This is a genomic window from Sessilibacter sp. MAH1 (genome assembly GCF_054658315.1).
Window position 1 is genome coordinate 81,006 of record NZ_BAAGIC010000011.1, and the last position, 24,797, is coordinate 105,802.

Annotated in this window: 19 protein-coding genes and 1 other RNA gene; 18 read left to right on the top strand and 2 right to left on the bottom strand. The window is 43.7% G+C overall.

From position 1 onward, the window contains the following. The first annotated feature begins 221 nt into the window (after positions 1 to 221). The 7 genes from ACYQ28_RS12130 (at position 222) to ACYQ28_RS12160 (ending at position 10,519) form a co-directional block, all read left to right on the top strand. Positions 222 to 1,118: a DUF2167 domain-containing protein gene (locus tag ACYQ28_RS12130; protein ID WP_460050575.1), complete on the top strand. Its 897-nt coding sequence runs from the start codon at positions 222 to 224 to the stop codon at positions 1,116 to 1,118. Between the two features lie 713 nt (positions 1,119 to 1,831). Then, positions 1,832 to 2,503, top strand: a complete 672-nt coding sequence (locus tag ACYQ28_RS12135; protein ID WP_460050577.1) for a GntR family transcriptional regulator — start codon at positions 1,832 to 1,834, stop codon at positions 2,501 to 2,503. Positions 2,504 to 2,513: 10 nt separating this feature from the next. Continuing rightward, positions 2,514 to 3,389: a methylisocitrate lyase gene (gene prpB / locus ACYQ28_RS12140; RefSeq protein WP_460050579.1), complete on the top strand. Its 876-nt coding sequence runs from the start codon at positions 2,514 to 2,516 to the stop codon at positions 3,387 to 3,389. A gap of 48 nt (positions 3,390 to 3,437) precedes the next feature. Further along, complete coding sequence (gene prpC, locus ACYQ28_RS12145; RefSeq protein ID WP_460050581.1) at positions 3,438 to 4,565, top strand: bifunctional 2-methylcitrate synthase/citrate synthase; 1,128 nt, start codon at positions 3,438 to 3,440, stop codon at positions 4,563 to 4,565. 396 nt (positions 4,566 to 4,961) lie between these two features. Next, positions 4,962 to 7,565: a Fe/S-dependent 2-methylisocitrate dehydratase AcnD gene (gene acnD, locus ACYQ28_RS12150; protein ID WP_460050583.1), complete on the top strand. Its 2,604-nt coding sequence runs from the start codon at positions 4,962 to 4,964 to the stop codon at positions 7,563 to 7,565. Positions 7,566 to 7,681: 116 nt separating this feature from the next. Then, the gene (prpF, locus tag ACYQ28_RS12155; protein WP_460050585.1) at positions 7,682 to 8,860 is read left to right on the top strand and encodes a 2-methylaconitate cis-trans isomerase PrpF; all 1,179 of its coding nucleotides are present in this window, start codon (positions 7,682 to 7,684) and stop codon (positions 8,858 to 8,860) included. Between the two features lie 1,209 nt (positions 8,861 to 10,069). After that, the gene (locus tag ACYQ28_RS12160) at positions 10,070 to 10,519 is read left to right on the top strand and encodes a YHS domain-containing (seleno)protein (protein ID WP_460050587.1); all 450 of its coding nucleotides are present in this window, start codon (positions 10,070 to 10,072) and stop codon (positions 10,517 to 10,519) included. Between the two features lie 131 nt (positions 10,520 to 10,650). On the opposite strand, the gene ACYQ28_RS12165 is transcribed toward ACYQ28_RS12160, so the two are convergent. Continuing rightward, entirely contained in the window at positions 10,651 to 11,616 is a 966-nt protein-coding gene (locus ACYQ28_RS12165) for an AEC family transporter (protein ID WP_460050589.1), read from the bottom strand. Between the two features lie 462 nt (positions 11,617 to 12,078). Beyond that, positions 12,079 to 12,912 carry a 6-carboxytetrahydropterin synthase gene (locus ACYQ28_RS12170; protein WP_460050591.1) on the bottom strand — a complete coding sequence of 278 codons (834 nt, stop codon included), beginning with the start codon at positions 12,910 to 12,912 and terminating at the stop codon, positions 12,079 to 12,081. 407 nt (positions 12,913 to 13,319) lie between these two features. Here ACYQ28_RS12170 and ffs point away from each other — a divergent pair. The 11 genes from ffs to der all read left to right on the top strand — a co-directional run bounded on the left by ffs (position 13,320) and on the right by der (position 24,787). Next, an RNA gene (ffs, locus tag ACYQ28_RS12175) (signal recognition particle sRNA small type) lies at positions 13,320 to 13,416 on the top strand. A 171-nt stretch (positions 13,417 to 13,587) separates the two neighbouring features. Beyond that, positions 13,588 to 14,739 (top strand): IscS subfamily cysteine desulfurase, encoded by a 1,152-nt coding sequence (locus ACYQ28_RS12180; protein WP_460050593.1) that lies wholly within the window; start codon positions 13,588 to 13,590, stop codon positions 14,737 to 14,739. A gap of 205 nt (positions 14,740 to 14,944) precedes the next feature. Continuing rightward, positions 14,945 to 15,370 (top strand): nucleoside-diphosphate kinase, encoded by a 426-nt coding sequence (gene ndk / locus ACYQ28_RS12185; protein WP_460050595.1) that lies wholly within the window; start codon positions 14,945 to 14,947, stop codon positions 15,368 to 15,370. A gap of 212 nt (positions 15,371 to 15,582) precedes the next feature. Continuing rightward, a complete protein-coding gene (gene rlmN / locus ACYQ28_RS12190; RefSeq protein WP_460050597.1) occupies positions 15,583 to 16,731 on the top strand; it encodes a dual-specificity RNA methyltransferase RlmN in 1,149 nt (382 codons plus the stop codon). Positions 16,732 to 16,930: 199 nt separating this feature from the next. Beyond that, positions 16,931 to 17,722: a type IV pilus biogenesis/stability protein PilW gene (gene pilW, locus ACYQ28_RS12195; protein WP_460050599.1), complete on the top strand. Its 792-nt coding sequence runs from the start codon at positions 16,931 to 16,933 to the stop codon at positions 17,720 to 17,722. Further along, entirely contained in the window at positions 17,715 to 18,725 is a 1,011-nt protein-coding gene (locus tag ACYQ28_RS12200; RefSeq protein ID WP_460050601.1) for a RodZ domain-containing protein, read from the top strand. The genes pilW and ACYQ28_RS12200 overlap by 8 nt, the downstream gene beginning before the upstream one ends. A gap of 27 nt (positions 18,726 to 18,752) precedes the next feature. Then, the gene (ispG, locus tag ACYQ28_RS12205; RefSeq protein ID WP_460050603.1) at positions 18,753 to 19,862 is read left to right on the top strand and encodes a flavodoxin-dependent (E)-4-hydroxy-3-methylbut-2-enyl-diphosphate synthase; all 1,110 of its coding nucleotides are present in this window, start codon (positions 18,753 to 18,755) and stop codon (positions 19,860 to 19,862) included. A gap of 44 nt (positions 19,863 to 19,906) precedes the next feature. Next, positions 19,907 to 21,190 carry a histidine--tRNA ligase gene (gene hisS / locus ACYQ28_RS12210; protein WP_460050605.1) on the top strand — a complete coding sequence of 428 codons (1,284 nt, stop codon included), beginning with the start codon at positions 19,907 to 19,909 and terminating at the stop codon, positions 21,188 to 21,190. A gap of 120 nt (positions 21,191 to 21,310) precedes the next feature. Next, a complete protein-coding gene (locus tag ACYQ28_RS12215) occupies positions 21,311 to 21,994 on the top strand; it encodes a YfgM family protein (protein ID WP_460050607.1) in 684 nt (227 codons plus the stop codon). Between the two features lie 5 nt (positions 21,995 to 21,999). Next, the gene (gene bamB / locus ACYQ28_RS12220; RefSeq protein WP_460050609.1) at positions 22,000 to 23,139 is read left to right on the top strand and encodes an outer membrane protein assembly factor BamB; all 1,140 of its coding nucleotides are present in this window, start codon (positions 22,000 to 22,002) and stop codon (positions 23,137 to 23,139) included. A gap of 247 nt (positions 23,140 to 23,386) precedes the next feature. Continuing rightward, complete coding sequence (der, locus tag ACYQ28_RS12225; protein ID WP_460050611.1) at positions 23,387 to 24,787, top strand: ribosome biogenesis GTPase Der; 1,401 nt, start codon at positions 23,387 to 23,389, stop codon at positions 24,785 to 24,787. The last annotated feature ends 10 nt before the right edge of the window (positions 24,788 to 24,797 follow it).

The following is a 24,797-nucleotide window of genomic DNA, read 5'->3' on the forward strand; positions in this document are numbered from 1 at the left end:
AAAATGCTAAATTCCGAGCACTTTTTTGGCTTGAGAGTTTTTTAGAAGTTAAAAAGTTATAATACTTAAGTTTATTTTTAAAATCTTAAGTGGTGTTTTTTGTTGTCAATTATCTAATCGCGCCAGTTAGATCAAAAATATTTGTTTAGTGGCAGAGTTTTTATTGAATGCCAATGTGCTGATGAGTATTCTTCCGGGTTTACACCTAGGGAATATTTATTATGAAATTTATTATTACATCTTTTTTAATTGTGTTGACGGGCCTAGGAATGGCTGCCAACGCTCAAGAATCTTTAACGCCTGAAGAAGAACAGCTTATTGCCGAAATGACCCAGGCTTGGGATTCGGTAACGCCACAAACCGGTGACATTACTTTGGCGGATGGAATTGCAACGTTGCATGTGCCTGATGAGTTTGTTTATTTCTCGCCGCAAGATTCTGAAACTGTTTTGGTCAACCTTTGGGGTAATGTGCCTGGTGCTGGCACCGGAACCTTAGGCATGCTTTTTCCGGCCGATCTCACTCCGTTTGATGACGATGCTTGGGCGGTGACCGTTGAATACACCGAAGACGGTTATGTGTCGGATGAAGGCGCAGAAGACATTGATTACTCTGATTTACTCTCGCAAATGAAGAGTGAAATGCGTGATGCCAGTGCCGAGCGAGTTAAGCAAGGCTATGAGCCGATCAGTTTGGTGGGTTGGGCGTCTGAGCCTTACTACGATCAAAGCGCACACATTTTACACTGGGCGAAAGAAATCAAATTTGGCGATCAAGATGTTAATACCCTGAACTACGACATTCGCGTGTTGGGCCGAAAAGGGGTTTTGGTGTTGAGTTTTATTGCTAGCATGGCGCAAAAAGATGTGATTGATTCGCAGATTGACTCGGTTTTATCGGTGGCCGAATTTAACCAAGGTTCGCGTTATCAAGACTTTGATCCAGATCTTGATGAGGTGGCTGCCTATGGTTTGGGCGCCTTGGTGGCGGGTAAACTTGCAGCAAAAGCGGGTTTGTTCGCGATTATTTTGGTGTTCTTGAAAAAATTCGGTGTATTTATTGTTGTTGGCGTTGGCGCTTTGGTTTCTAAGTTGTTTAAGCGTAAAAAAGCTGCCTAATTTCTGTTTGGCGATCAACAAAAAAATCTGCTTTATTCGAAAACTCCGATTAACTCAGAGTTTCTTGCGACACAAGGATGTGTTGCCAATTTCAAGAATCGTAAGTGATTGAAATTGTCAGGAAATTAGAGATTACGTGCTCAATTTTTGCTGTCCGATTATGTCATGGATGAATTAATCAGAAGTCCTAGACATTCTTGTGGTTGTGTTCTTTATTTGGCCATGAGTGACCTGTTACTCCCGTCTTTAGCCCTCGTTTTGCCTTGCCGTTTTCGGCTTTTCATCTGTTGTTCTTAAGTGTCGCTACCCGATCTCTACGCATCAATCTCCGCTTTCAGTGTTTTTCAGCTCATTTTTCATGAACGGCAGATTCTGCCAGTTGGTTTCAGTGTTCTGTATTCGGTCTCTGATTATTCTTTACTGAGGTGATCGCTTAGATATCATATTGTCGACAATCTTTAGGTGATCTTTTGTGGTTTAGAATTTTTTACAGGGTAATATTGTAAAAGTGTAGACAAAAAACGAGTGTTGGATTAAATTAAGACCCCATCAAGATGAGTTTCGCAAAAATTGTTGACAATTTTTATGTGCGTTAATATAGCGTCATCTAATATGTCTACGATTTTGAGCCGAGGTCACTGGTTTTATCCCTAGAAACGCTTTTCTGGATAGGCCAGTTTACGGATGGCTCGCCTGCGATGTGAGACCTGTATATGTCCGAATCTGAAAACGCTACAACCGAAAACACCTTAGCGAGCAATATCACTCGCACACTTAGAGATGCCATTGTCTGTGGTGATTTAGCACCGGGCAGTAAATTGAGTGAGCCTAAGCTTTCTAAGGAATACAACATCAGCCGTGGGCCGCTTCGCGAAGCCATGCGCAGGCTCGAAAGCATGAAGCTGGTGAAGTACGTTCCGCACGGTGGTGCCAGAGTTATTACTTTGGATTTACCACAGGTTATTGAGATTTATCACATTCGTGAAGCGCTCGAAGGTAAGGCCGCTGCATTGGCGGCGAAAAATATTACCGATGAAGGCATAGAGAATTTAAAGCGATTATTGAAAATTGCCGAAGAGCACATGGCCGCAACCGGCGGTGCTTATATTCAGGCAGACGCCGATATCGATTTTCATTATCGAGTCATTCAAGCCAGTAATAATCAGATGCTAATTCATACTTTATGTGAAGAGCTGTATTACTTGGTAAGAATGTATCGCTACAAATCCAGTCTTCAGCCTTCACGATCTTTACAAGCATTTAAAGAACATCAGCATTTGGTACTCGCATTAGAGCAACGCGATGAGCAATTGGCTGAATTAATTATGCGTAAACACATTGTGCGTGCGCGTGAAAACATAGAACAGCAATTATTAAATAGTTGAGAGTATTAAGATGAAAACACCAGGTACACGTTTTCGCGAAGCGCTCGCGAACAACAAGCCGTTGCAAATTGTCGGTACGATTAACGCCTATGCTGCATTAATGGCTGAGCGTATTGGCCATCAGGCTATTTATTTGTCCGGCGGTGGTATTGCCAATGCTTCTTACGGTTTACCAGATTTGGGTATGACATCTTTAAACGATGTTTTAGAAGATGTGCGCCGCATTACTGCTGCTACTAATTTGCCTTTGTTGGTGGATATTGATACCGGTTGGGGTGGTGCATTTAATATTTCTAAAACCGTAAAAGATATGATTCGCAGTGGCGCCGCGGCCGTGCATATTGAAGATCAGGTTGCGCAAAAACGTTGTGGTCATCGTCCTAACAAAGAATGCGTTTCTAAAGAAGAAATGTGTGATCGTATTAAAGCCGCTACCGACGCTAAATTTGACGATAGCTTTTTTATTATGGCCCGTACCGATGCTTTCGCAGCAGAAGGTTTAGAGTCTGCTATTGAGCGCGCACAAGCCTACGTTGAAGCCGGCGCCGATGGTATTTTCGCAGAAGCCATTAATCAAAAAGAACATTACCAAGCCTTCCGCGAAGCGCTAGATGTGCCTATTTTGGCGAACATTACCGAATTTGGTAAAACCCCTTTATATAACTGCTCAGAATTGGCCGAGTGGGGCGCCGACATGGTGCTTTATCCATTATCTGCATTCCGTGCAATGAATAAAGCTGCCGAAGCCGTTTATAGATCTCTATTGACTGACGGCGATCAAAAAGCGCAGATCGATAATATGCAAACTCGCATGGAGCTTTACGATTATCTCGGTTATCACGCTTACGAAGAAAAGCTTGATGAATTATTCGCGAAAAATAAATAAATCAGTCCGATAAGTCTGAAGAGTAAACGTAACGGAGTTTTTTGTATCATGGCACAGAAGAAATTAGAAGGCGCAGGTTTGCGCGGACAGGTTGCCGGTAAAACCGCAATTTGTACGGTTGCTGCATTGGGCCACACGGGTTTAACTTACTACGGTTACGAAGTTGAAGACCTTGCCGAAAATTGTGAATTTGAAGAAGTTGCTTATTTGTTATTTAACGGCGAATTACCTAACGCCGATCAGTTAGAAGCTTACAAAGCTAAGCTTGCTGATAAACGTGAGCTGCCTACGGCATTAAAAGAAGTGCTAGAGCGAATTCCTGCCAGCGCTCATCCAATGGATGTGTTACGTACCGGCGTTTCTATGTTGGGCAACTTAGAAACCGAAGCAAGCTTTGCTGAACAACAAGAACACGCAGATCGTTTATTGGCGGCATTACCCAGCATTATTTGTTACTGGTACCGCTACAGTCACGATGGCGTTCGTGTTGATTTAAATACCGGTGCAAAATCCATTGGTGGTCACTTCTTGCATTTATTACACGGTACAGCACCCAGCGAATTGCACGAAAAAGTCATGCACGTGTCGTTAATTCTTTACGCAGAGCATGAATTTAACGCGTCTACTTTTACCGCTCGTGTTTGTGCGTCAACGCTTTCTGATTACCACAGCTGTATTACCGGCGCGATTGGTAGTTTGCGTGGCCCGCTGCACGGTGGTGCTAACGAAGCTGCGATGGATATGATCGAGAATTGGAAATCAGCGGAAGAAGCTGAAAAAGAAATTCTTGGTAAACTTGAGCGCAAAGAAAAAATCATGGGCTTTGGTCATGCGGTTTATACCGAGTCCGATCCACGTAATACCGTTATTAAAGAATGGTCAAAAAAACTTTCTGAAGACGCAACTGACGATACTTTGTATCAAGTGTCTTTGCGTTGTGAAGAAGTTATGTGGCGAGAAAAGAAATTATTCTGTAACGCCGATTTCTTCCATGCGTCTACTTACTACTACATGGGTATTCCAACCAAATTATTTACCCCGATTTTCGTAATGTCTCGTACTACAGGTTGGTCTGCACACGTATTTGAACAACGTGCCGATAACCGAATTATTCGTCCAAATGCCGAATACATTGGTCCTGGATCACGTAAAGTGGTTCCAATCACCGAGCGTTAATAAAAAATCGAAGTGGCTCTAGTGAGCCACTTTTTGGTTTTACTGTTTATGGATTTTATTTTTACGCAGATACTAAAAGTAAGAGTGGTTTGCCAGTATTCCACGCAATTAGTTGTAGTTAGCTGTAAATTAAAGAATTACATGTATCAATAAAATCGGTAAATAACGCGTTATTAGAGTTTCTCTCTACTATAGGAACCTCTGATTAACTCATCTATGATTTAATCAGAGGGCAGAAATTGAAAATGTGATTTCCAATTTCTTCACAATTTCAATCACTTACAGTTCTTGAAATTGGCGACACATCCTTGTGTCGCGAGAAACTCTAGGTTAATCAGAGTTTCCTATATTTTTCTAAGACCATTAGCCTGAAACGTTTGCAGAGATTTATTTCAAATGAACACAGAATTTAGAAAATCATTACCAGGCAGCAATCTCGATTTTTACGATACACGTGCAGCCATTGAGGCCATTGAGCCGGGTTCTTATAAAACATTACCGTATACTTCGCGTGTTTTGGCTGAGCAATTGGTTCGTAAATGCGATCCAGAAAGCCTTACTGATTCTTTAAAACAAATTATTGGTCGCAAGCGCGATTTAGATTTTCCGTGGTATCCAGCGCGTGTTGTTTGTCACGATATTTTAGGTCAAACCGCGTTGGTGGATTTGGCCGGTCTTCGTGATGCTATTGCCGAGCAGGGCGGTGATCCTGCAAAAGTAAACCCTGTGGTACCAACACAATTAATTGTGGACCATTCACTGGCCGTAGAATTTGGTGGTTTTGATCCGGAAGCGTTTGAGAAAAACCGTGCGGTAGAAGATCGTCGTAACGAAGATCGCTTCCATTTTATTGAGTGGACCAAAACGGCATTTAAAAATGTTGATGTGATTCCTGCCGGTAACGGCATTATGCATCAAATTAACCTAGAAAAAATGTCACCGGTTATTCAAGCCCGTGACGGCGTTGCTTATCCTGATACCTGTGTGGGTACCGATTCGCACACGCCACACGTTGATGCCTTGGGCGTAATTGCCATTGGTGTAGGTGGTCTAGAAGCCGAAACCGTAATGCTGGGTCGTCCATCAATGATGCGCCTTCCAGACATTATTGGGGTTAAATTAATTGGTAAGCGTAATCCTGGTATTACGGCAACCGATATCGTTTTGGCAATTACCGAATTTTTACGTCAAGAGCGTGTTGTTTCTGCGTATTTAGAATTCTTCGGTGACGGTGCAAAAAGCTTAACCATTGGCGACCGCGCAACCATTTCGAATATGACTCCTGAGTTTGGTGCGTCTGCGGGTTTATTTTATATCGATGAACAAACCATCGATTATTTAAAATTAACCGGACGTGATGCCGAGCAGGTTGCTCTTGTTGAAAACTACGCGAAAACCACCGGCTTGTGGGCGGATGATTTGGTCGAAGCTGAATACGAACGTGTTTTAGAGTTCGATTTATCAACCGTTGTGCGCAACATGGCGGGTCCATCAAATCCACATCGTCGTCTTCCAACCAGCGCGTTGGCTGAGCGTGGCATTGCGGTGAATTTAGACGCAGCCAAAGCCGAAGAAGCCGACGGTAAATTACCAGACGGCGCCGTTATTATTGCGGCAATTACTTCGTGCACCAATACCAGTAACCCACGCAACGTTGTAGCCGCAGGTTTGGTGGCGAAAAAAGCCAACGAACTTGGCTTGGTTCGTAAGCCTTGGGTTAAATCTTCGTTTGCGCCGGGTTCTAAAGTTGCGAGATTGTATTTAGAAGAATCGGGTTTATTGCCTGAGCTTGAAAAACTCGGTTTTGGTATTGTCGCCTATGCATGTACCACCTGTAACGGTATGAGTGGTGCGCTTGATCCGGTGATTCAACAAGAAATTATCGATCGCGATTTATACGCAACGGCGGTGTTGTCGGGTAACCGTAACTTTGATGGTCGTATTCATCCTTATGCCAAACAAGCATTCCTTGCATCACCTCCGTTAGTAGTTGCCTATGCAATTGCCGGTACCGTGCGCTTTGATATCGAAAAAGATGTACTCGCGGTGGTTGATGGCAAAGAAATTACCCTAAAAGATTTGTGGCCAAGCGACGAAGAAATCGATGCGATTGTGGCGAGTTCGGTTAAACCAGAACAATTTAATCAAGTGTACATTCCCATGTTTGACTTGGGTGCGGTAGAGGAAGCCGAAAGCCCATTGTACGATTGGCGCCCACAAAGTACTTACATTCGTCGTCCTCCGTATTGGGAAGGTGCTCTTGCCGGTGAGCGTACATTAAAAGGTATGCGTCCTTTAGCGGTACTGCCAGACAACATCACCACCGATCACTTGTCGCCTTCGAACGCTATTTTGGCAAACAGTGCCGCCGGTGAATACTTGGCGAAAATGGGTCTGCCTGAGGAAGACTTTAACTCCTACGCAACGCACCGTGGCGACCATTTAACGGCACAACGTGCAACCTTGGCGAATCCAAAACTGTTAAACGAAATGTGTTTGGATGAAAACGGCAAGGTTATTCAGGGTTCTCTTGCGCGTATCGAGCCGGAAGGTAAAGTGGTTCGCATGTGGGAAGCCATTGAAACTTACATGGAGCGCAAGCAACCGTTAATTATTGTTGCTGGTGCCGATTACGGACAAGGTTCTTCACGCGATTGGGCGGCAAAAGGTGTTCGTTTAGCGGGTGTTGAAGCCATCGCCGCCGAAGGTTTTGAGCGTATTCATCGAACCAATCTAGTGGGTATGGGTGTTCTACCGTTAGAATTTAAACAAGGTACAACTCGTAAAACCTTAGAAATTGACGGTACTGAAACCTACGACGTTAAAGGTGAACTTGCACCACTTGCCGAATTAACTTTAGTGATTAATCGCAAAGACGGTTCTGTAACCGAAGTACCTGTGACTTGTCGTTTAGATACCGCGGAAGAAGTTCATGTCTATTCTGCCGGTGGTGTACTACAGCGCTTTGCGAAAGACTTCTTAGAAATGGAAAACGCGTAATTTATTTTTCGGCGAGTTAATCGAGCAGAAAGCTCTTGTTGATAGAGAGCTTTCTGTCGTTCGCAAAAATTCTTACGCACGGTTTAAATTTTCTTACTGTTTTTATAGGAATAAACATGTCTCACGTACCGCAAATTAAAATCCCCGCAACCTACATGCGTGGTGGTACCAGTAAAGGGGTGTTTTTCAGTCTTACGGATTTACCCGAAGTTGCACAAACGCCTGGTCCGCAAAGAGATGCGTTATTATTGCGTGTTATTGGTAGTCCTGATCCGTACGGAAAACAAATCGACGGCATGGGTGGTGCAACGTCGAGTACCAGCAAGATTGTGATTCTAAGTAAAAGTACCAAACCAGATCACGACGTTAATTATTTATTCGGCCAGGTTTCTATTGATACTGCGTTTGTTGATTGGAGCGGTAACTGTGGGAACCTATCGTGTGCAGTTGGTGCTTTTGCCATTAGCAATGGTTTGATCGATGCCGATAAGGTCCCGAGCGATGGTATTGCTACCGTAAAAATTTGGCAGGCGAATATCGAAAAAACCATTATCGCTAAAATTCCAATGACCGGTGGTCAAGTTCAAGAAACCGGTGATTTCGAATTAGACGGTGTGACTTTTCCGGCGGCGGAAATTCAAATCGAGTTTTTAGACCCATCCGACGGCGAAGGCTCTATGTTTCCCACCGGAAATTTAATTGATGATCTTGAGGTTCCCGGTGTTGGTACCTTTAAGGCAACCATGATTAATTCCGGTATTCCTACCATTTTTGTGGATGCCGAAGCCATTGGTTACAAGGGCACCGAGTTGCAAGACGACATTAATAATGACGCAGAAGCCTTAGCCATGTTTGAAAAATTGCGAGCTTACGGCGCCATTAAAATGGGTTTAATTAAAGATATTGAAGAAGCCAAAACTCGTCAACATACGCCTAAAATTGCATTTGTAGCTAAACCAGCTGAATACACGGCATCCAGTGGTAAAGTCATTAAATCCGACGAAATTGATCTTTTAGTACGCGCTTTGTCGATGGGTAAATTACACCACGCCATGATGGGCACTGCCGCGGTTGCCATTGCTACCGCAGCGGCTGTACCGGGTACTTTGGTTAATTTGGCCGCTGGCGGTGGCGAGCGTAACGCGGTTCGTTTCGGTCATCCGTCAGGTACTTTACGTGTTGGTGCTGAAGCCGAAATTGTTAACGGTGAGTGGACTGCAACTAAAGCCATCATGAGCCGAAGCGCACGTGTATTAATGGAAGGTTCGGTGCGTATTCCCGGCGATAGTTTTTGATGGTCAGTGATTTGTGCGAACCCTATGTATTTACTGTTAATATCTGAGTAAATTAAGTATACCAAGGGCGTAAATTCGAAAATTCTGTGTTTTTTACCCAAGTTTTCAGCGAAATTACCTACTAGCGATTCGGGTAATTTTGAATTGAAATTATTTCCAGGATATTGCCTTTAAGCGACTTCGGTCGCTTTTTTTATGGGTTGAATATAATTTTCAAAAACGTTCACGCAGATAAAGTCCGTTTGCAGGGTGTATTCAATGTTGTTATGGATAATTGCTTATCTCTTAGGCTGAGAATAGAAATTGGTAAGAGGATTTCTAATATCTCCCAATTTCAAGTGCTAGTAATTTTTAAATTGATGGCACCTCTACATGCTGGAGAAAATTTTTAAGCACCGGAGAAAACGTTCGATTAACAGGGGTTTATTCTTAATTGTAAATTTTTACCTAAATACAACCCTTTAAAACTTGCGTCTTTTAAGGGTTTATCACAAAAGTTTGTCTTTTAAGAGGTGATATTGGTTCGGTATTTATTGTGTGGGTATTAATTTTAAAATTAATAAGTTAAATTTTTGCGTGTTTTTTATTCTACAAATCTTGATTAAATTCTGTTTTAACTAATCTTAACTCATCTGGTTTCTTTCTTTACCGAGATTTTTTGAATATTTATTGCTCTTTTCGAGTGATTTTTAGGTAAAAAATAGAGTTTTTGATTTATAAACAGTGGATGTAATTTAATTTTCTGACAATTTCAATAATATTTATTCAATAACTGGTATTTATGACAGATATTCAGTTTGATGATATGCATTTTAAATAAATAACAATTTCTCGCTATATAATTTTTTAGCGTTATAAATGTGTGATATTTTGAGAGATCTTAGTTGTAGCACGTCGTTTCGATGTGAAGAACTTTGTGCATTATTTCTCGTCATAATCTCGCAAATAAAATTGATGATATATCGGTACAGACGCTACAACTGCCGATGTCGTTATTAACGCGGGCTAAAGTAAGCTTACCTTATTGCACAGTTGATTTTAAAACAAACGACGCATTTTTGTGTTGTTAGTGCCATAAGTCAGAGTTTTCTTTAGTTCTTGTTGAATTAAACAACTCAGTTCTTGTCGTTGCAGATGACTGTTTTTGTTAGTAGCACAGTTTTGAATTTCAATTAAATATTATTCTTGCATGAACATGCGGAGGCTCTAATGTTGGCTAGATTTGTAGCCGTTTTGGCTCTTTTGTTGGCTTTTAATACTTATGCGCAGGAGTCGAAGTTCTATTCGCATAAAACTCGTGGGGCTTTGAAAGGTGCCGATGTAGTTGCTTACTATGATTTGCAACCGGGAGACCCTGCCATTATTGGTACCGATGACATTACTTATGATTGGGGCGGTGTTACTTGGCACTTTGCCAATGAAGTGAATCGTAACAAATTTATTTTGGAACCTGAAAAATACGTTCCTCAATACGGTGGTTACTGTGCATTTGCTGTTGCGAAGGGTTTTACCGCACCACCACGTCCAGACAGCTGGACCATTGTTGATGGTAAATTGTATCTAAACAATAACCCAACCTCTGATAAAATTTGGCAGCGCGATCGTGGCGAGTCCATTCAAAAAGGCGATGCTAATTGGGTTGAAATTTCCAAAAAGTAAACTTAAATAAGTTACCAGTAAAAAAGGCGGGAGAATATCCCGTCTTTTTTGTTTCTGTTTTAAGGTATGCCTTGTTTACGTACCATAGAGGTGTTTTTACGTAATTCTAAAAGCTCAACCGAATGTGTAAGTTACATAAGTGACCACGAACGTAATAACGCGGTACCGGTACTGGTTGTAAATAATGAAAGCACCGTTGTTAGCACAATAATATTTGCTGCCAGCGTGTAGTTTCCACCGATTGATCTCGCCATAACAAAGCTTGCCGATGCGCTCGGTGCGCTAGACATTAAAAAGATCACGCCCAACTCCATACCTTTAAAGTCAAGCAACCACGCCACCGCAGTAACCACCACAGGAATAACAATCAGCTTTGCGGTTGTTGTAATCGCCGCATAGGTGAGGTCGGCATTAAATTTTAAACTCAAACCTGCTCCTGCCACCAATAACGCCAAAGGTAGAGTCATGCGCGCAAAATATTGGCCGGACTGTTGAATAATTTCAGGAATTGGTACGTGCAGTTGGTTAATGATTAGTGCACAGGCAATGGCGATAATCAGTGGATTTTTAGCAACGCCTAAAAGCACGCTTTTAATCATGGCTATTTTACTGCTGTTGCTGTTTTTATTAGACCATCGCGTCAGTGTCGTGACCGAGAAAATATTATAAAAAATGGTAACCAGTGCAATATAAATAGCGGCCGTTGAATACACGGCGTCGCCGTAGGCGTTTACACAATAGGCTAAACCGATAATGCCCATATTGCCGCGAAAAGCACCTTGTACCATCACGCCTCTTGAGCTGCGATCTTTGCACATAAACGGGACGGCAATTTCTAATAAAATATAAACAACAATGGTTGAAAGAATACCGTAAATCACCAAGCTTAAACTTTTGCCGAAATTGATATCGCTATTAACTATGCTGACAAATAGCAACGCCGGTAGAGTTACATTAAAAACCAGTTTACTGCCCACATCCACAAACGCATCGGTAATAAATCCAATCTTTCGTAGCCAAGTTCCAATAAACAAAACAATGAATATGGGCAGGGTAATGCTAAGCGCAAAGCTTAAGCTTGAGGTAGGATCAAACAAAGGTGCTTCCTTAAATCGTAGCGATAATTTAACGACAGTGCCGTAAAGAAAGCCGGTGCAGAGAAATCTTTAATTTAATACCAAGCGCGGAGCTTATCGTTTGGTGAGATATTTTCGCAATTTGGTTTGGTGCAATCTATGTCGCAAGGTCTTGGTGAGTTGGCAACTTACTCTCATCCAATTTATAAAAACCATCATTCGTGTGATTTCAACCTATAGGAACCTCTGATTAACTCATCCATGATTTAATCAGAGGACAGAAATTGAAAATGTGATTTCCAATTTCTTCACAATTTCAATCACTTACAGTTCTTGAAATTGACGACACATCCTTGTGTCGCGAGAAACTCTAGGTTAATCAGAGTTTCCTATATTTTAATTCGAAAAACTCGGCGACCCTTTAAAAAGCCGCTCTGAATTTATCATTCAAAAATTGTTTTGGTGGAAATTTGGCGAATTATTTTAAAGGGAGACAAGGGCTCCCTTACCAATTCCCTCAAATGCTTTCACTTGAATTGTATCTTCGGGAAACTGACTTTTAAGTACCTGGGCAATATGTTGCGCTATTTGCTCTACCGTGCTGTCGGTTTGGATTATATAACAATTGTTTTTCGGTAAGCTAAGTTCAAATCTACCCTGAGGCGCTTCGTAGGCGAATTTATAAATACCGTTTATGTCATCGATAATATCTTCTTCGGTGCCGATATAAATATCGCGCCACTTCTCACACCAAGCTCGTTCGAGTTCAAAGTCCCGGCGACCATTTTTACAGATATTAATGGTGGATCTGTGTCCATGGGCAATACGTTGGCAGTTGCCGTCGTGTTTTTTTAAGCCGTGGCTGTATTGGTAGAAATAGCCGGGAATGTGCTCGGTTTCAAAGCTTACGTCGATGTCAAGAACGGTTTTGGGCATCAATTGCAACGCTTGATGTTGGCACCAAGCAGCAAGAGTTTCGGGAGTAATACAATCACCATCCACCAAAGTAATGGCATCTTCGGGCGCAGACATAGTGATCTCACCAGATACTGATTGCCATGTTAGTTGGGTGATACCGTTGGATGTTGTGATCGATAAAGACGCGGAGTGTTTGGGTACCAAAAGTTTATGGTCTAAGGTTTCATCGAGCCATTTACGAAAAGTTTTTTTAACGATGCCAAAGTCACAGACCATGCTTTGCTGATCAAGCTCACCTTCAAGTGCAAAATTCGCAAGCCAGGTTTCGCCCACTAAACCTCTAGATTCATCAAGATAACTAAAATCTACATTGGTGAGCTGATCAACAAATAACTGCATTGTAAAAATCTCTTGTCAAAATTCGGGGCGGATTCTAGCAGTCTGGCGCTTAAAAATATATCTTGAGTAATTTGGTTGGTATTGATCGAAGACGATTCGGAGCAGATGTTCAATGCACAAAAGCGGCCGAACCTGATCCCACACGCGATTCACATAACAAATGATCAATCGTTTGTTTCGATAGCGTAGCGGCACTGCGGTGATTTAAGTGCAAAATTTGTATTGTATTGATGAGATATGTTTGTTGATCCGCCGGTGGGTCATCCAAATTTGTGTGAATTTTGCGTATTTTTGTGAGAGTTTGAGCAGTTTGTTGGCTAATTGCGCGCAAAAATAGCATTGGGGTTTGTACACTTGCATTGTTAATAGAAAATCACCATAATGCGCGCCTCTGCAATGGTGGCTCTTTCCGGTCCCCTCGCAATGATCAACTACGAACCCCGCCAGGCCCGGAAGGGAGCAACGGTAGTGGTGACATCATGTGCCGGGGTGTGGCTGGTTAGAGCTGCCACCCAGATTCTCTTCGCTGTAAAAATCTTCTTTCTTTTATTATTCCTCACAGTTTGCTTGTATCAACTGGCTTAGTCTTTATATTCTTCAAAAATTGTTAGCACAGCCTTATTTCGATTGATGGCATAATTGGCTGAATATTCAAAAAGAAGATCTTACGTATTTATGAATAAACCGATTTATTTAGATTATGCTGCCACAACACCGGTAGATCCCCGCGTTGCAAAAGCCATGACCGAATGCCTTACGCTTGATGGCAACTTTGCTAATCCTGCGTCTAGAAGTCATATCTACGGTTGGCAAGCCGAATCGGCCGTTGAAACTGCTCGCCGTCAAGTTGCGGATTTAATTGTTGCCGATACCCGCGCAATTGTGTGGACCAGTGGCGCAACAGAAGCGAATAACCTAGCGATTAAAGGCGCCGCTTCGGCACATCAAGATAAAGGCCGTCATCTTATTACCTCGCAAACCGAACACAAGGCCGTTTTGGATTGTTTTGCCGAGCTTGAACGACAAGGCTTTGAAGTTACCTACCTGCAGCCAACCCGTCAGGGAGTTATTACAGCCGAGTCTTTATCTGATGCGTTACGGCCAGACACTGCTTTAGTGTCTTTAATGCACGTTAATAACGAGCTGGGTGTTGTTAACGATATTGCAGCGCTTGGTGCTTGTGCCAAAAATAACGGCAGTCTGTTTCATGTTGATGCGGCACAGAGTGTTGGCAAGTTACCCATCGATGTGAACGCTATGAATGTCGATCTTATGTCGATGTGTGCGCATAAAATATATGGCCCTAAAGGTATTGGCGCTTTGTACGTGCGCAGGCAGCCGCCTTTGGCAATCGACGCTCAAATTCACGGTGGCGGTCACGAACGAGGGATGCGTTCGGGCACCTTGCCGGTTCATCAGTGCGTAGGTATGGGCACCGCATTTGAAATCGCTGTGCAAGAAATGAAATCCGAAGATCAGCGCATTTCCGCCTTGACGAAAAAATTTTTAGGACTGGTACTTGAGTTAGAGGGTGTTGTGCTCAACGGTTCTGGCGTGAAAGCCGTTCCTAATATTGCCAATATCTGTTTTCAAGGTTTTGAGTCAGACCGATTAATGATGGTATTTCGAGAGCTGGCGATATCGTCAGGTTCGGCGTGCACTTCTGCGAGCTTGGAGCCTTCTCATGTGCTAAGAGCCATTGGAATGACCGATGATGAGGCTCATGCTAGTTTGCGCTTTAGTTTTGGGCGCTTTACCACCGAAGACGATATCGACGTTGCTGTGCAATCGGTCACTGAAGGTTTGGCTAAGCTTAAATCGCTGTGATCGATGGATAATTCGCATTAAGTTGTCTTTTGATTGATCATTCATGATCTAATCGATAAAAATCCTCTCTATAGACTAATAGGCAATTGCCAAATGAGTGCGTATAATCCGCGCTCTTTTTTGGGTGATGGCCTAGAATGTACAAAAGTTGTACAAATATTTGCCCTTATCCTTGAATTTATTGCATTATTTTACGGAGACAAGAATGGCAGTTGAAAAAACTCTTTCGATCATTAAACCAGACGCAGTAGCAAAAAACGCGATCGGTGAAATTAACGCTCGTTTTGAAAAAGCCGGTTTAGAAATCGTTGCCATGAAAATGGTTAAGCTTGATGACGAAAAGGCAGGTGGCTTCTATGCAGAACACAAGGAGCGTCCATTTTTCTCTGCGCTTGTTGAGTTCATGACTTCTGGCCCAGTCGTGGTTCAAGTTCTTAAAGGCGAAAACGCTATTGCCACCAACCGTGAATTGATGGGTGCTACCAATCCTAAAGAAGCGGCTGCCGGTACAATTCGTGCTGATTTTGCTGAATCTATCGATGCTAACGCGGTTCACGGTTCTGACTCTGCGGCGTCGGCTGAGCGTGAAATTGCTTACTTCTTCTCTGCTGAAGAAATTTGCGAGCGCTAATTAATAAGGCTCTAATGTAAGGGCTTTTTTTGCGGCACAGCGTTATTTGTTCCCACGTTGTTTACTTTCATCGTGGGGCAAGTTTGTGTCGCTATCTTCGATGACTAGCATTCGCTAGAATATGAAGTCGCAGAAAGTACGCTTTCTGTACTCTGATTAAACCTCAAAACCGTTAAAGCAGCGTTTCCTCACCGTTTTTCTTGGATTTTTTAATGTCTGAAGCTCAAATCAACACTGTGTCTGAAAAAGTTAACTTGATGGGCATGTCGCCTAGCAAGATGAAGGCTTGGTTTGCTGAAATCGGCGAACAACCGTTCCGTGCGACACAGGTAATCAAATGGGTTCACCAGCTGGGTGTTTCCGACTTTGATGAAATGAGCAACATTAGCAAAGGTTTAAAATCGAAACTCAAAGAATTAGCGGTTATTGAAGCGCCTGAAGTGCTTCGCCAACTTGATTCTGTTGATGGTACCCGTAAATTTCTGATTCAGGTTTCAGGCGGCAATGCTATTGAAACGGTTTTTATTCCCGACGGAGAACGCGGCACCTTGTGTGTGTCTTCTCAAGTTGGTTGTTCGTTAGATTGCAGCTTTTGTGCAACAGGAAAACAAGGCTTTAACCGCGACTTAACCGCGGCCGAAATTATCGGTCAGGTTCATATTGCGGCAAAATCATTTGGGCAGTTGCAGGTAAAAGGGCCGCGTAAGATCACCAATGTTGTTTTAATGGGCATGGGTGAACCTTTATTGAATTTTGATAACGTTGTTGATGCCATGCACTTGATGATGGAAGACAACGCTTATGGTATTTCTAAGCGCCGGGTAACGCTCAGTACCTCGGGTGTTGTGCCAGCACTGGATCGCTTGAGCGATTACACCGATGCCTGTCTCGCAATTTCTTTGCACGCACCTAACGATGAGTTGCGTAATAAACTGGTTCCTATCAACAAGAAATATCCTATTGCTATGTTGTTAGCCAGTGCCAAGCGTTACATCGAAAAACTTCCCGATACGCATCGCAAAATGACGATCGAATATACCTTGATCGATCACGTTAACGATCGCCCAGAACATGCCTATGAACTTGCAGAGCTACTGCGCGATGTTCCGGTAAAAATTAATTTAATTCCTTTCAATCCATTTAATTTGTCGGATTACAAAAAAGTCAGTAATAATGCGTTAAATCGATTTAAAGACATTTTGATGAAAGAAGGTTACATCACCACCGTTAGAACCACTCGTGGTGACGACATTGATGCAGCCTGCGGCCAGCTTGCCGGTAGTGTGAACGATAAAACTCGACGCAGTGAACGCTACAAAGCAGATCAACCAGAACCTTTGCGCATTATTCCGTTTGCCTAATTATTGTTAAATAATGAGTGCATATACGGTATAGCCACAAATATTTGCTCAAAGTTGAACTCACACGTTTTGCAGTGATCTTCATTGTTGTTAAAGTGTCTGCCTAGATTTAGGCTGACTCGAAATTCAAACCTCGTAATTGGTGTGAGAGTCGTAGCAACCGAATGGAACTTCGAACAAACTCTGTGCTTGTGGAATTATGCTGAAACTTATCGACGCTCGCTTTGCCAAATATTCATCCCAATTAGTGCTGGTTTTGTGCGCTTTAGTCTTTACTGGGTGTGTGGTTACTGAATCCAATCCTAGTGAAGCAGTGGTTGATAAAAACAAAGCCCTCGAAACTCGAATTCAATTGACCTTGGGTTACATCAGCCAAGGTAATCGCGATTCTGCACGTACCAATTTAAATAAAGCTCGCGACATAAATCCTAATGATCCGCGCGTAAATAACGCGGCTGGGATGCTCTATCAGCTTGAGGGAGAACCGGCTCGTGCAGAAGAAGAATTTAAAGCTGCATTGCGAAAAGCCCCGGATTTTTCAGCGGCACGCAATAATTACGGTGTATTTTTAGCGAGTCGAGCGCGCGCCGAAGAAGCTCTTGAGCAATTTCAAATAGCTGCAAACGATTTAGAATACGATCGCCGACAGGTGGCCTTAACCAATTTAGGACAAACAGCGCTTAAGTTGGGTTTACGAGATAAAGCCAAAGCAAGCTTTTCTCAAGCTTTTCGCCTCGATCCGCGAGCGTCAATACCACTGATAGAATTAGCCGATTTAGAATTTCAGGATCGGGAATATTCGAAAGCAAAATCGTATTTAGATTTATACAACAAAGTCACTAAGGCTTCTTCTCGATCACTTTGGTTAGCAATTCGACTAGAACGTATTTTTGGTAATGCCGATCGTGAAGCGAGCCTAGCTTTGGCATTGAAAAATTTGTACCCTTACTCCGCCGAGTACCTGGAATATAAACGGTTATTAGATGAGTAACGTTGCCGAACACCAAGCAAGTAATACCGATGAACAAAATTCGTCGGCCTCTGTCCCTGTCATTAGCCCAGGGCAGTTACTTCGCGCTGCTCGGATGGATAAAGGCTTTGAACTGACTCGCATCAGTGAAGAGCTGAAAATTCCAGAGTCAAAACTCAGCGCACTGGAGAGTGATGACTTTTCAAAACTTGCGTCACCTACCTTTGTGAAAGGTTATATCCGAGCGTACAGTCGTTATCTCGATCTAGACGTTGATTTTGTGGTTCGCGCTTACGATAGCTTAGCTACGGAAACCCCTGAGCACGATTACATTATTCCGCAACAAACCATGCGTTTGGAACCGGTTGAAAAACCTTTTCCAGAGTGGCGCTGGCCAATCGTAATTGGCGCTATTATTTTATCTCTAGTCGTTGCTTACATATTATGGGGTGACGAAATCAAAGCAATGATCGACCCGTCTCAGCAAATACCTAAAACAGAAGTTCAGGTTGCGCCTTCTGTCATTGACGACACGGTTGTTGACAGCGATTTGATCGACGATATCACGCCCATTCCCAATCCTTTTGAAACATCGGATCAGTCGGGAGTTATAGATTTCTCTCAAGCAAATGAAGATCCTGAACTCACACCCGATTCGATCGATGGTGACTCTGAATTGTCCAGTGATACTGTAATCAGTGATTCTGCATCAACCAGCAACGATAATTTAACAGCTCAAGTTCAACATCCCGTTGATTCATTTAAGTCTTTATTGGCGAGTGGCTCCAGTAAACTGAGTTTTGTTTTTCAAGAAGACTGTTGGTTAGATGTTAAAGATTCCGACGGCCGTACACTCCACGTTGGTTTAAAATCCAGTGGCGAGACGCTGACATTAACCGGGCAGGCTCCTTTTACGGTGATGTTGGGTAATGCTCGTGCAGCCATATTGCAGCTCAATGGTGAGCCCGTTGAGCTAACCCCCGTTCCTGGACGCAATACGTTGCGACTCCAAGTTGGACAGTAAATAGAAACTCCTACCCCAGAGCTAAATATGCAGTTTCAATCTCCGATTACTCGACGCAAGTCGCGCCAAATTATGGTGGGCGATGTTCCCGTAGGTGGTGATGCACCTATTTCGATTCAAAGTATGACCAACACCGAAACTACGGATGTATTGGCAACTGTCGATCAAATTCAGAGAATTCAAAACGCTGGAGCAGATATTGTTCGTGTATCGGTTCCTTCGCTTGAAGCGGCAGAGGCTTTTGGTGAAATTCGCAAACGTGTCACCGTACCTTTGGTGGCCGACATCCATTTTGACTATCGAATTGCGCTGCGAGTTGCTGATTTAGGTGTTGATTGTTTGCGTATCAATCCCGGTAATATTGGCCGTGAAAAGCGCATTCAGGCGGTTATTGAAAAAGCAAAAGACAAAAATATCCCAATTCGCATTGGCGTTAATGCAGGTTCTTTAGAAAAAGATCTGCAAAAAAAATACGGCGAGCCAACGCCTGATGCCCTCGTGGAATCCGCCATGCGTCATGTGGAGTTTTTGGATAAATACGATTTCCAGAACTTTAAGGTCAGCGTTAAAGCATCGGATATTTTTATGGCCGTTGCGGCTTATCGTAAGCTTGCGACTCAAATTGAGCAGCCACTGCATTTGGGCATTACCGAAGCCGGCGGCTTAAGATCCGGAACGGTAAAATCAGCGGTTGGCCTTGGTGCGTTATTAATGGATGGCATTGGCGATACGATACGTATTTCTCTGGCGGCCGATCCTGTTGAAGAAGTGAAAGTGGGTTGGGATTTATTAAGAAGTCTACGATTACGCTCAAAAGGCATTAACTTTATCGCCTGTCCTAGCTGTTCGCGCCAAAACTTTGATGTGATTAAGACCATGAATGAGTTAGAAACTCGTCTCGAAGATATCACTACGGCAATGGATGTTGCCGTTATCGGCTGTGTAGTTAATGGCCCCGGTGAAGCGAAAGAAGCTGATCTTGGTTTAGCCGGTGGTCAGCCGAATTTGATCTACATTGATGGCGAACCGAATTCTAAGTTGGCGAACGATAATCTTGTTGATGATTTAGAGCGTTTGATTAGAGAGAAAGCCAAAAGCAAGCAAGCACAGCTGGATCAGCTGATTGCTAAAGCATAATTTAAAAATTTAGATATTTTTGAACACCGATTGAGCAATAAATTGTGAGTAAAATTCAATCCATTCGCGGCATGAACGATCTTTTGCCCGGTGAATCATCTACTTGGCAGTACGTCGAGCGTGTAGTGTCTGAAGTTTTCGAAACCTACGGTTATCGACTTATTCGTACACCAATTCTGGAAAAGACCGAGCTGTTCAAACGATCTATCGGTGAAGTTACCGATATTGTTGAAAAAGAAATGTACACCTTTGAAGATCGCGATGGCTCAAGCCTGACCTTGCGACCTGAAAACACTGCGTCTTGCGTTCGTGCCTGTGAGCAAAATGGTTTACTGCACAACCAAACCCAAAAGCTCTGGTACTTTGGGCCAATGTTCCGCCATGAAAGACCTCAAAAAGGTCGCTTGCGTCAGTTCCACCAATTTGGTGTTGAGGCTTTTGGATTTGATGGCCCAGACATAGATGTTGAAGTGTTGGCCATGACCGCGCGTCTTTGGAAAAAACTCGGCCTGACCGACGCTGTCACTCTGCAATTGAACAGCATCGGTAGTCTGTTGGCGCGAGCCAACTACAAGCAGGCATTAGTCGATTATTTGTCTCAATACAAAGATCAACTCGACGAAGACAGCTTGCGTCGCCTCGATTCCAACCCTTTACGCATTCTCGACAGCAAAGACGCCAGAACACAAGCCTTGCTTGATCAGGCGCCGGTTCTCACCGATTACCTAGATGAAGACAGTCGCGAGCACTTTCAACAGTTGCTCACGCTTTTGGACGGTTTGGGAATTCGTTACGAAATTAATCCGCGATTAGTGCGCGGCCTAGATTATTACAACAAAACCGTTTTTGAGTGGGTAACCGATAAATTGGGTGCCCAAGGCACTGTTTGCGCTGGCGGTCGATACGATGGCCTTACTGCTCAGCTTGGCGGCAAAGAAACTCCAGCCGTTGGTTTTGGCATGGGGGCGGAACGTTTGGTGCTGTTACTCGAAGAGCTGAAGTTGATTCCGTCTGAGTTGGATATCAGTGCCGACGTGTATCTGTGCGGCGTAGGTAATGTTCAAAGTTATGTTTTAGGTCTGGCCGAATCAATTCGTGATGCATTGCCTAGTTTAAAACTGGTTAATCACTGCGGTGGCGGCAGCTTTAAGAGTCAATTGAAAAAAGCCGACAAAAGCGGTGCTAAATGGGCGCTAATTGTGGGTGAAAATGAGGCCAGTGCTGCTCAGGTCGTCTTAAAAAGTCTGCGTGATGACAGCGAGCAACTGACTTTAAATCTCTCAGATGTGACCGAAAGGTTGCAAAGCTTGTTTCAATCGTCAAAATAGCGCGTCTCGCAAAAGCTGTCTTGGCTACTTAGGAACGAGTAATTGCTTCGTCGAGTTAATACCTAACAATATTAACCATAATCGACCAGCTCAGTATAAAAAGTATTAGAGGATATACGTGTGGCTACACACCTAACAGAAGAAGAACAAATTGAGTCGCTGAAGCGATGGTGGAGCGAAAACGGTAAGTTCACCGTAATCGTGGTTTTAGCTGCAATTGCCGGTTATTTTGGTTGGCAGGCATGGACAAAACATCAGGTTCAGCAAAAGCAAGAAGCATCCAGTTTGTACCAAAGCATGCTTGATAGCTCTACCTTGGCACCGGGTGAGACGCTTGATGAAGACAAATACAATCGCGCAATTAGCCTAGGTAAGCAACTTCAAGAAGGATTTTCCGGCAGTTATTATTCTGTTGCTGGTGCTTTAATGATGGCCAAGCTGGATGTCGAGAAAGGTTCTTTAGATTCAGCCATCACTTATCTTGAGTGGGCAAAGAAAAACAACGACGACGCAGAACTTGATATCGTTATTGATCCGCGTTTGGCTCGCCTGTATGTCGCCAAAGAAAAATTTGACGAGGCTTTGGCATTGGTAGCTAAGGCGCCTAAACCTGCGGCGGTTAGCTCCTACGCAGAGTTGCGCGGCGATATTTATGCCGCCAAAGGTGATAGCGCTAAGTCTTCGGAGTCTTATCAATTGGCACTATCGAGCTTAAGTGACCAACAATCAAATCGTCGTCGTTTTATAGAAATGAAATTGTCTGAGCAGGCTGTTTCTTCGAGTTCAGTTGCTGAGGCGGAATAAGTTTAATGCGTTTTGCAATCATTTTTTTCGCGGCCTTAGTTTTGGCCGCATGTTCCAGTACTCCAAAAGAATTGAAACCATCGCCGCTTGTTAAGCACGAAAGCGCTGTGAGTTTCAAAAAACTGTGGAGCCGAGACGGCGGCGCAGGTCAGAAAAAACTCTACACCTTGCTTACGCCCGCACTTGCCAATGGTCGTGCCTACACTGCGGGTACTAAAGGTCGTGTTAGTGCTTATGACGCTTTAAAAGGCACAAAGCTTTGGCAAACCAAAGTGGCCAAGAGCATATCTGGCGGTGTTGGCGCAAACGCCTCTACCGTGGTGGTGGGTACCTACGACGGTGAAGTGATTGCCTTAAACGCCGATACCGGCGAAGAAAAATGGCGGCACATGGTTAGCACCGAGGTGCTATCAGCCCCGCAGTTAAACAGCAAAATTGCTGTAGTTCATACCATTGATGGTCGTTTACACGCGCTGGACATCGAAACTGGCGAGCGCCTGTGGTTGTATGATAACACCGCACCTCTTCTAACCTTTCGGGGTCAAGCAGCGCCATTGGTGACAGAAACTCTAGTCATCGCTGGATTTGATAGCGGTAAGGTAGTTGGTATTAATCCACGTAATGGTATCGCCCAATGGGACGTACGTGTTGCTATTCCCAGCGGTCGCAGTGATCTAGAACGTGTGGTTGATATCGACGGAACTCCTTTAATGCTGGGTGATTTGTTGTTTACTGCCAGCTACCAAGGACGCATTGTTGCTATCAGTCGTTCAACCGGTCGTGGTTTGTGGGCTAAAGACGCATCAACATATTACGGCTTGGCAACCAACGGCTTCTCGGTTTTTATGACCGCCGATAACGACGAAGTTAAAGCTTACAATGTCGCCAATGGTGAAGATGTTTGGACTAACGACCAAATGTTGCGTCGCAAGTTAACCGGCCCAGTGACTCTTAACGGCTTTGTTTTAATCGGCGATGACGCCGGTTATGTGCACGCTCTAGACGCCGAAAGTGGTGAGTATCGCGGCCGTACCCATGTTAGTGGTGCAGGCATTCGCTCTCCGTTAGTTGTATTTGGTGGTACCTTGTACGTGCTTGATAACGGCGGTTCGCTGCATGCCGTTGAAGTTGAGGCTAAGTCCTAACCGCAACTTAGAAGTACTTTTTCCAAGGGCCTAATGAGTTTTTAGACCTAACTAAACAGTTTCTAAAGGCCTAAACAGTTACTAAGGGCTTAAATAGCTTCTGAGGACACAGTACTTCTTATTTCTATTGCCAGAGGTGACAATTGCACCACCTCTGGTCATAGTTACTTTATTTCAATACCCAATCGAATCTATACTCATCTCTAAATTCTTGTAAACAGAACACCTTCTCGGTAAATCAAATTAAATGCTTCCAGTAATCGCCTTGGTCGGACGACCAAACGTTGGTAAATCGACGCTCTTCAATCAATTCACTAAAACCAGAGACGCGCTGGTGGCAGATTTTGCGGGCCTGACTCGTGATCGAAAATACGGCGAGGCTGACATACTGGGCCGCAAATGCATGGTTGTTGATACCGGCGGCCTAAGTGGCGAAGAGCAGGGCATTGATTCTCTAATGGCAGGCCAATCTTTAGCCGCAATCGATGAATCTGATTTGGTCTTATTTGTGGTGGATTGCCGAGCCGGATTGACCAATACCGATGAAATGATCGCAAATCATCTGCGTAAAACCGGTAAAAAAGTGTTGGTGGTTGCTAATAAAATTGATGGTGCCAATCACGATGTTGCCGTGGCGCCGTTTTATGAGTTAGCGCTTGGCGAACTGCATGCAACCACGGCCACGCACGGTCGAGGTGTTCGCTCTTTGATGCAGGCCATGCTTGATGAACTGCCGGAGCCCGACGAGATAGTTGAAGATGATGAAGCCGACGGCGTTAAAATCGCCATTGTTGGCCGTCCAAATGTTGGTAAATCAACACTTGTGAACCGTATGCTCGGTGAAGATCGAGTCGTGGTCTTTGATATGCCCGGAACGACTCGTGACAGTATTTACATTCGTTACGAGCGCGAAGGAACTCCATACACCATCATCGATACTGCGGGTATTCGTCGTCGTAAAAACGTTTCTCTTACCGTTGAAAAATTTTCCATTGTTAAAACCTTGCAAGCCATTAACGACGCAAATGTTGTTGTTTTGTTGATGGATGCTAGTGAAGGGGTTGTTGATCAAGATTTGCATTTGTTGGGGCAGGTGATTGAGGCGGGTCGTGGTGTGGTGATCGCTTTAAACAAGTGGGATGGCCTTGACGCTGAACACAAAGCGAAAATCAAACGCGATCTAGAGCGTCGATTGCAATTCGTTGATTTTGCCGACCTACATTTTATTTCTGCCTTGCACGGTACCAATGTCGGCCATTTATACGAGTCGGTCGAGCGTGCGTATCGTTCAGCAACCGATAAATTCTCGACCAATCAACTGACGCGAATCCTCGAAGATGCGGTTTCTGTTCATCAGCCACCGTTGGTTAATGGTCGCCGAATAAAACTGCGTTACGCTCATACCGGCGGACACAATCCACCGATTATTATTATTCACGGCAACCAAACCGATGCCGTTCCCGCGCACTACAAGCGATACCTAGAAAAAACCTTCCGTCGCGTTCTTGATTTACACGGTACGCCGTTACGCATTGAATTTAAAACCAGCGACAACCCTTATGCGGTCAAAGCAACTAAACGTAATTACAAACAAATAACGCAGAAAGAGCGTGTTCAGGCTCGTTTAAAAAAGCGTCCTAAGCAATAATTTACAGTAC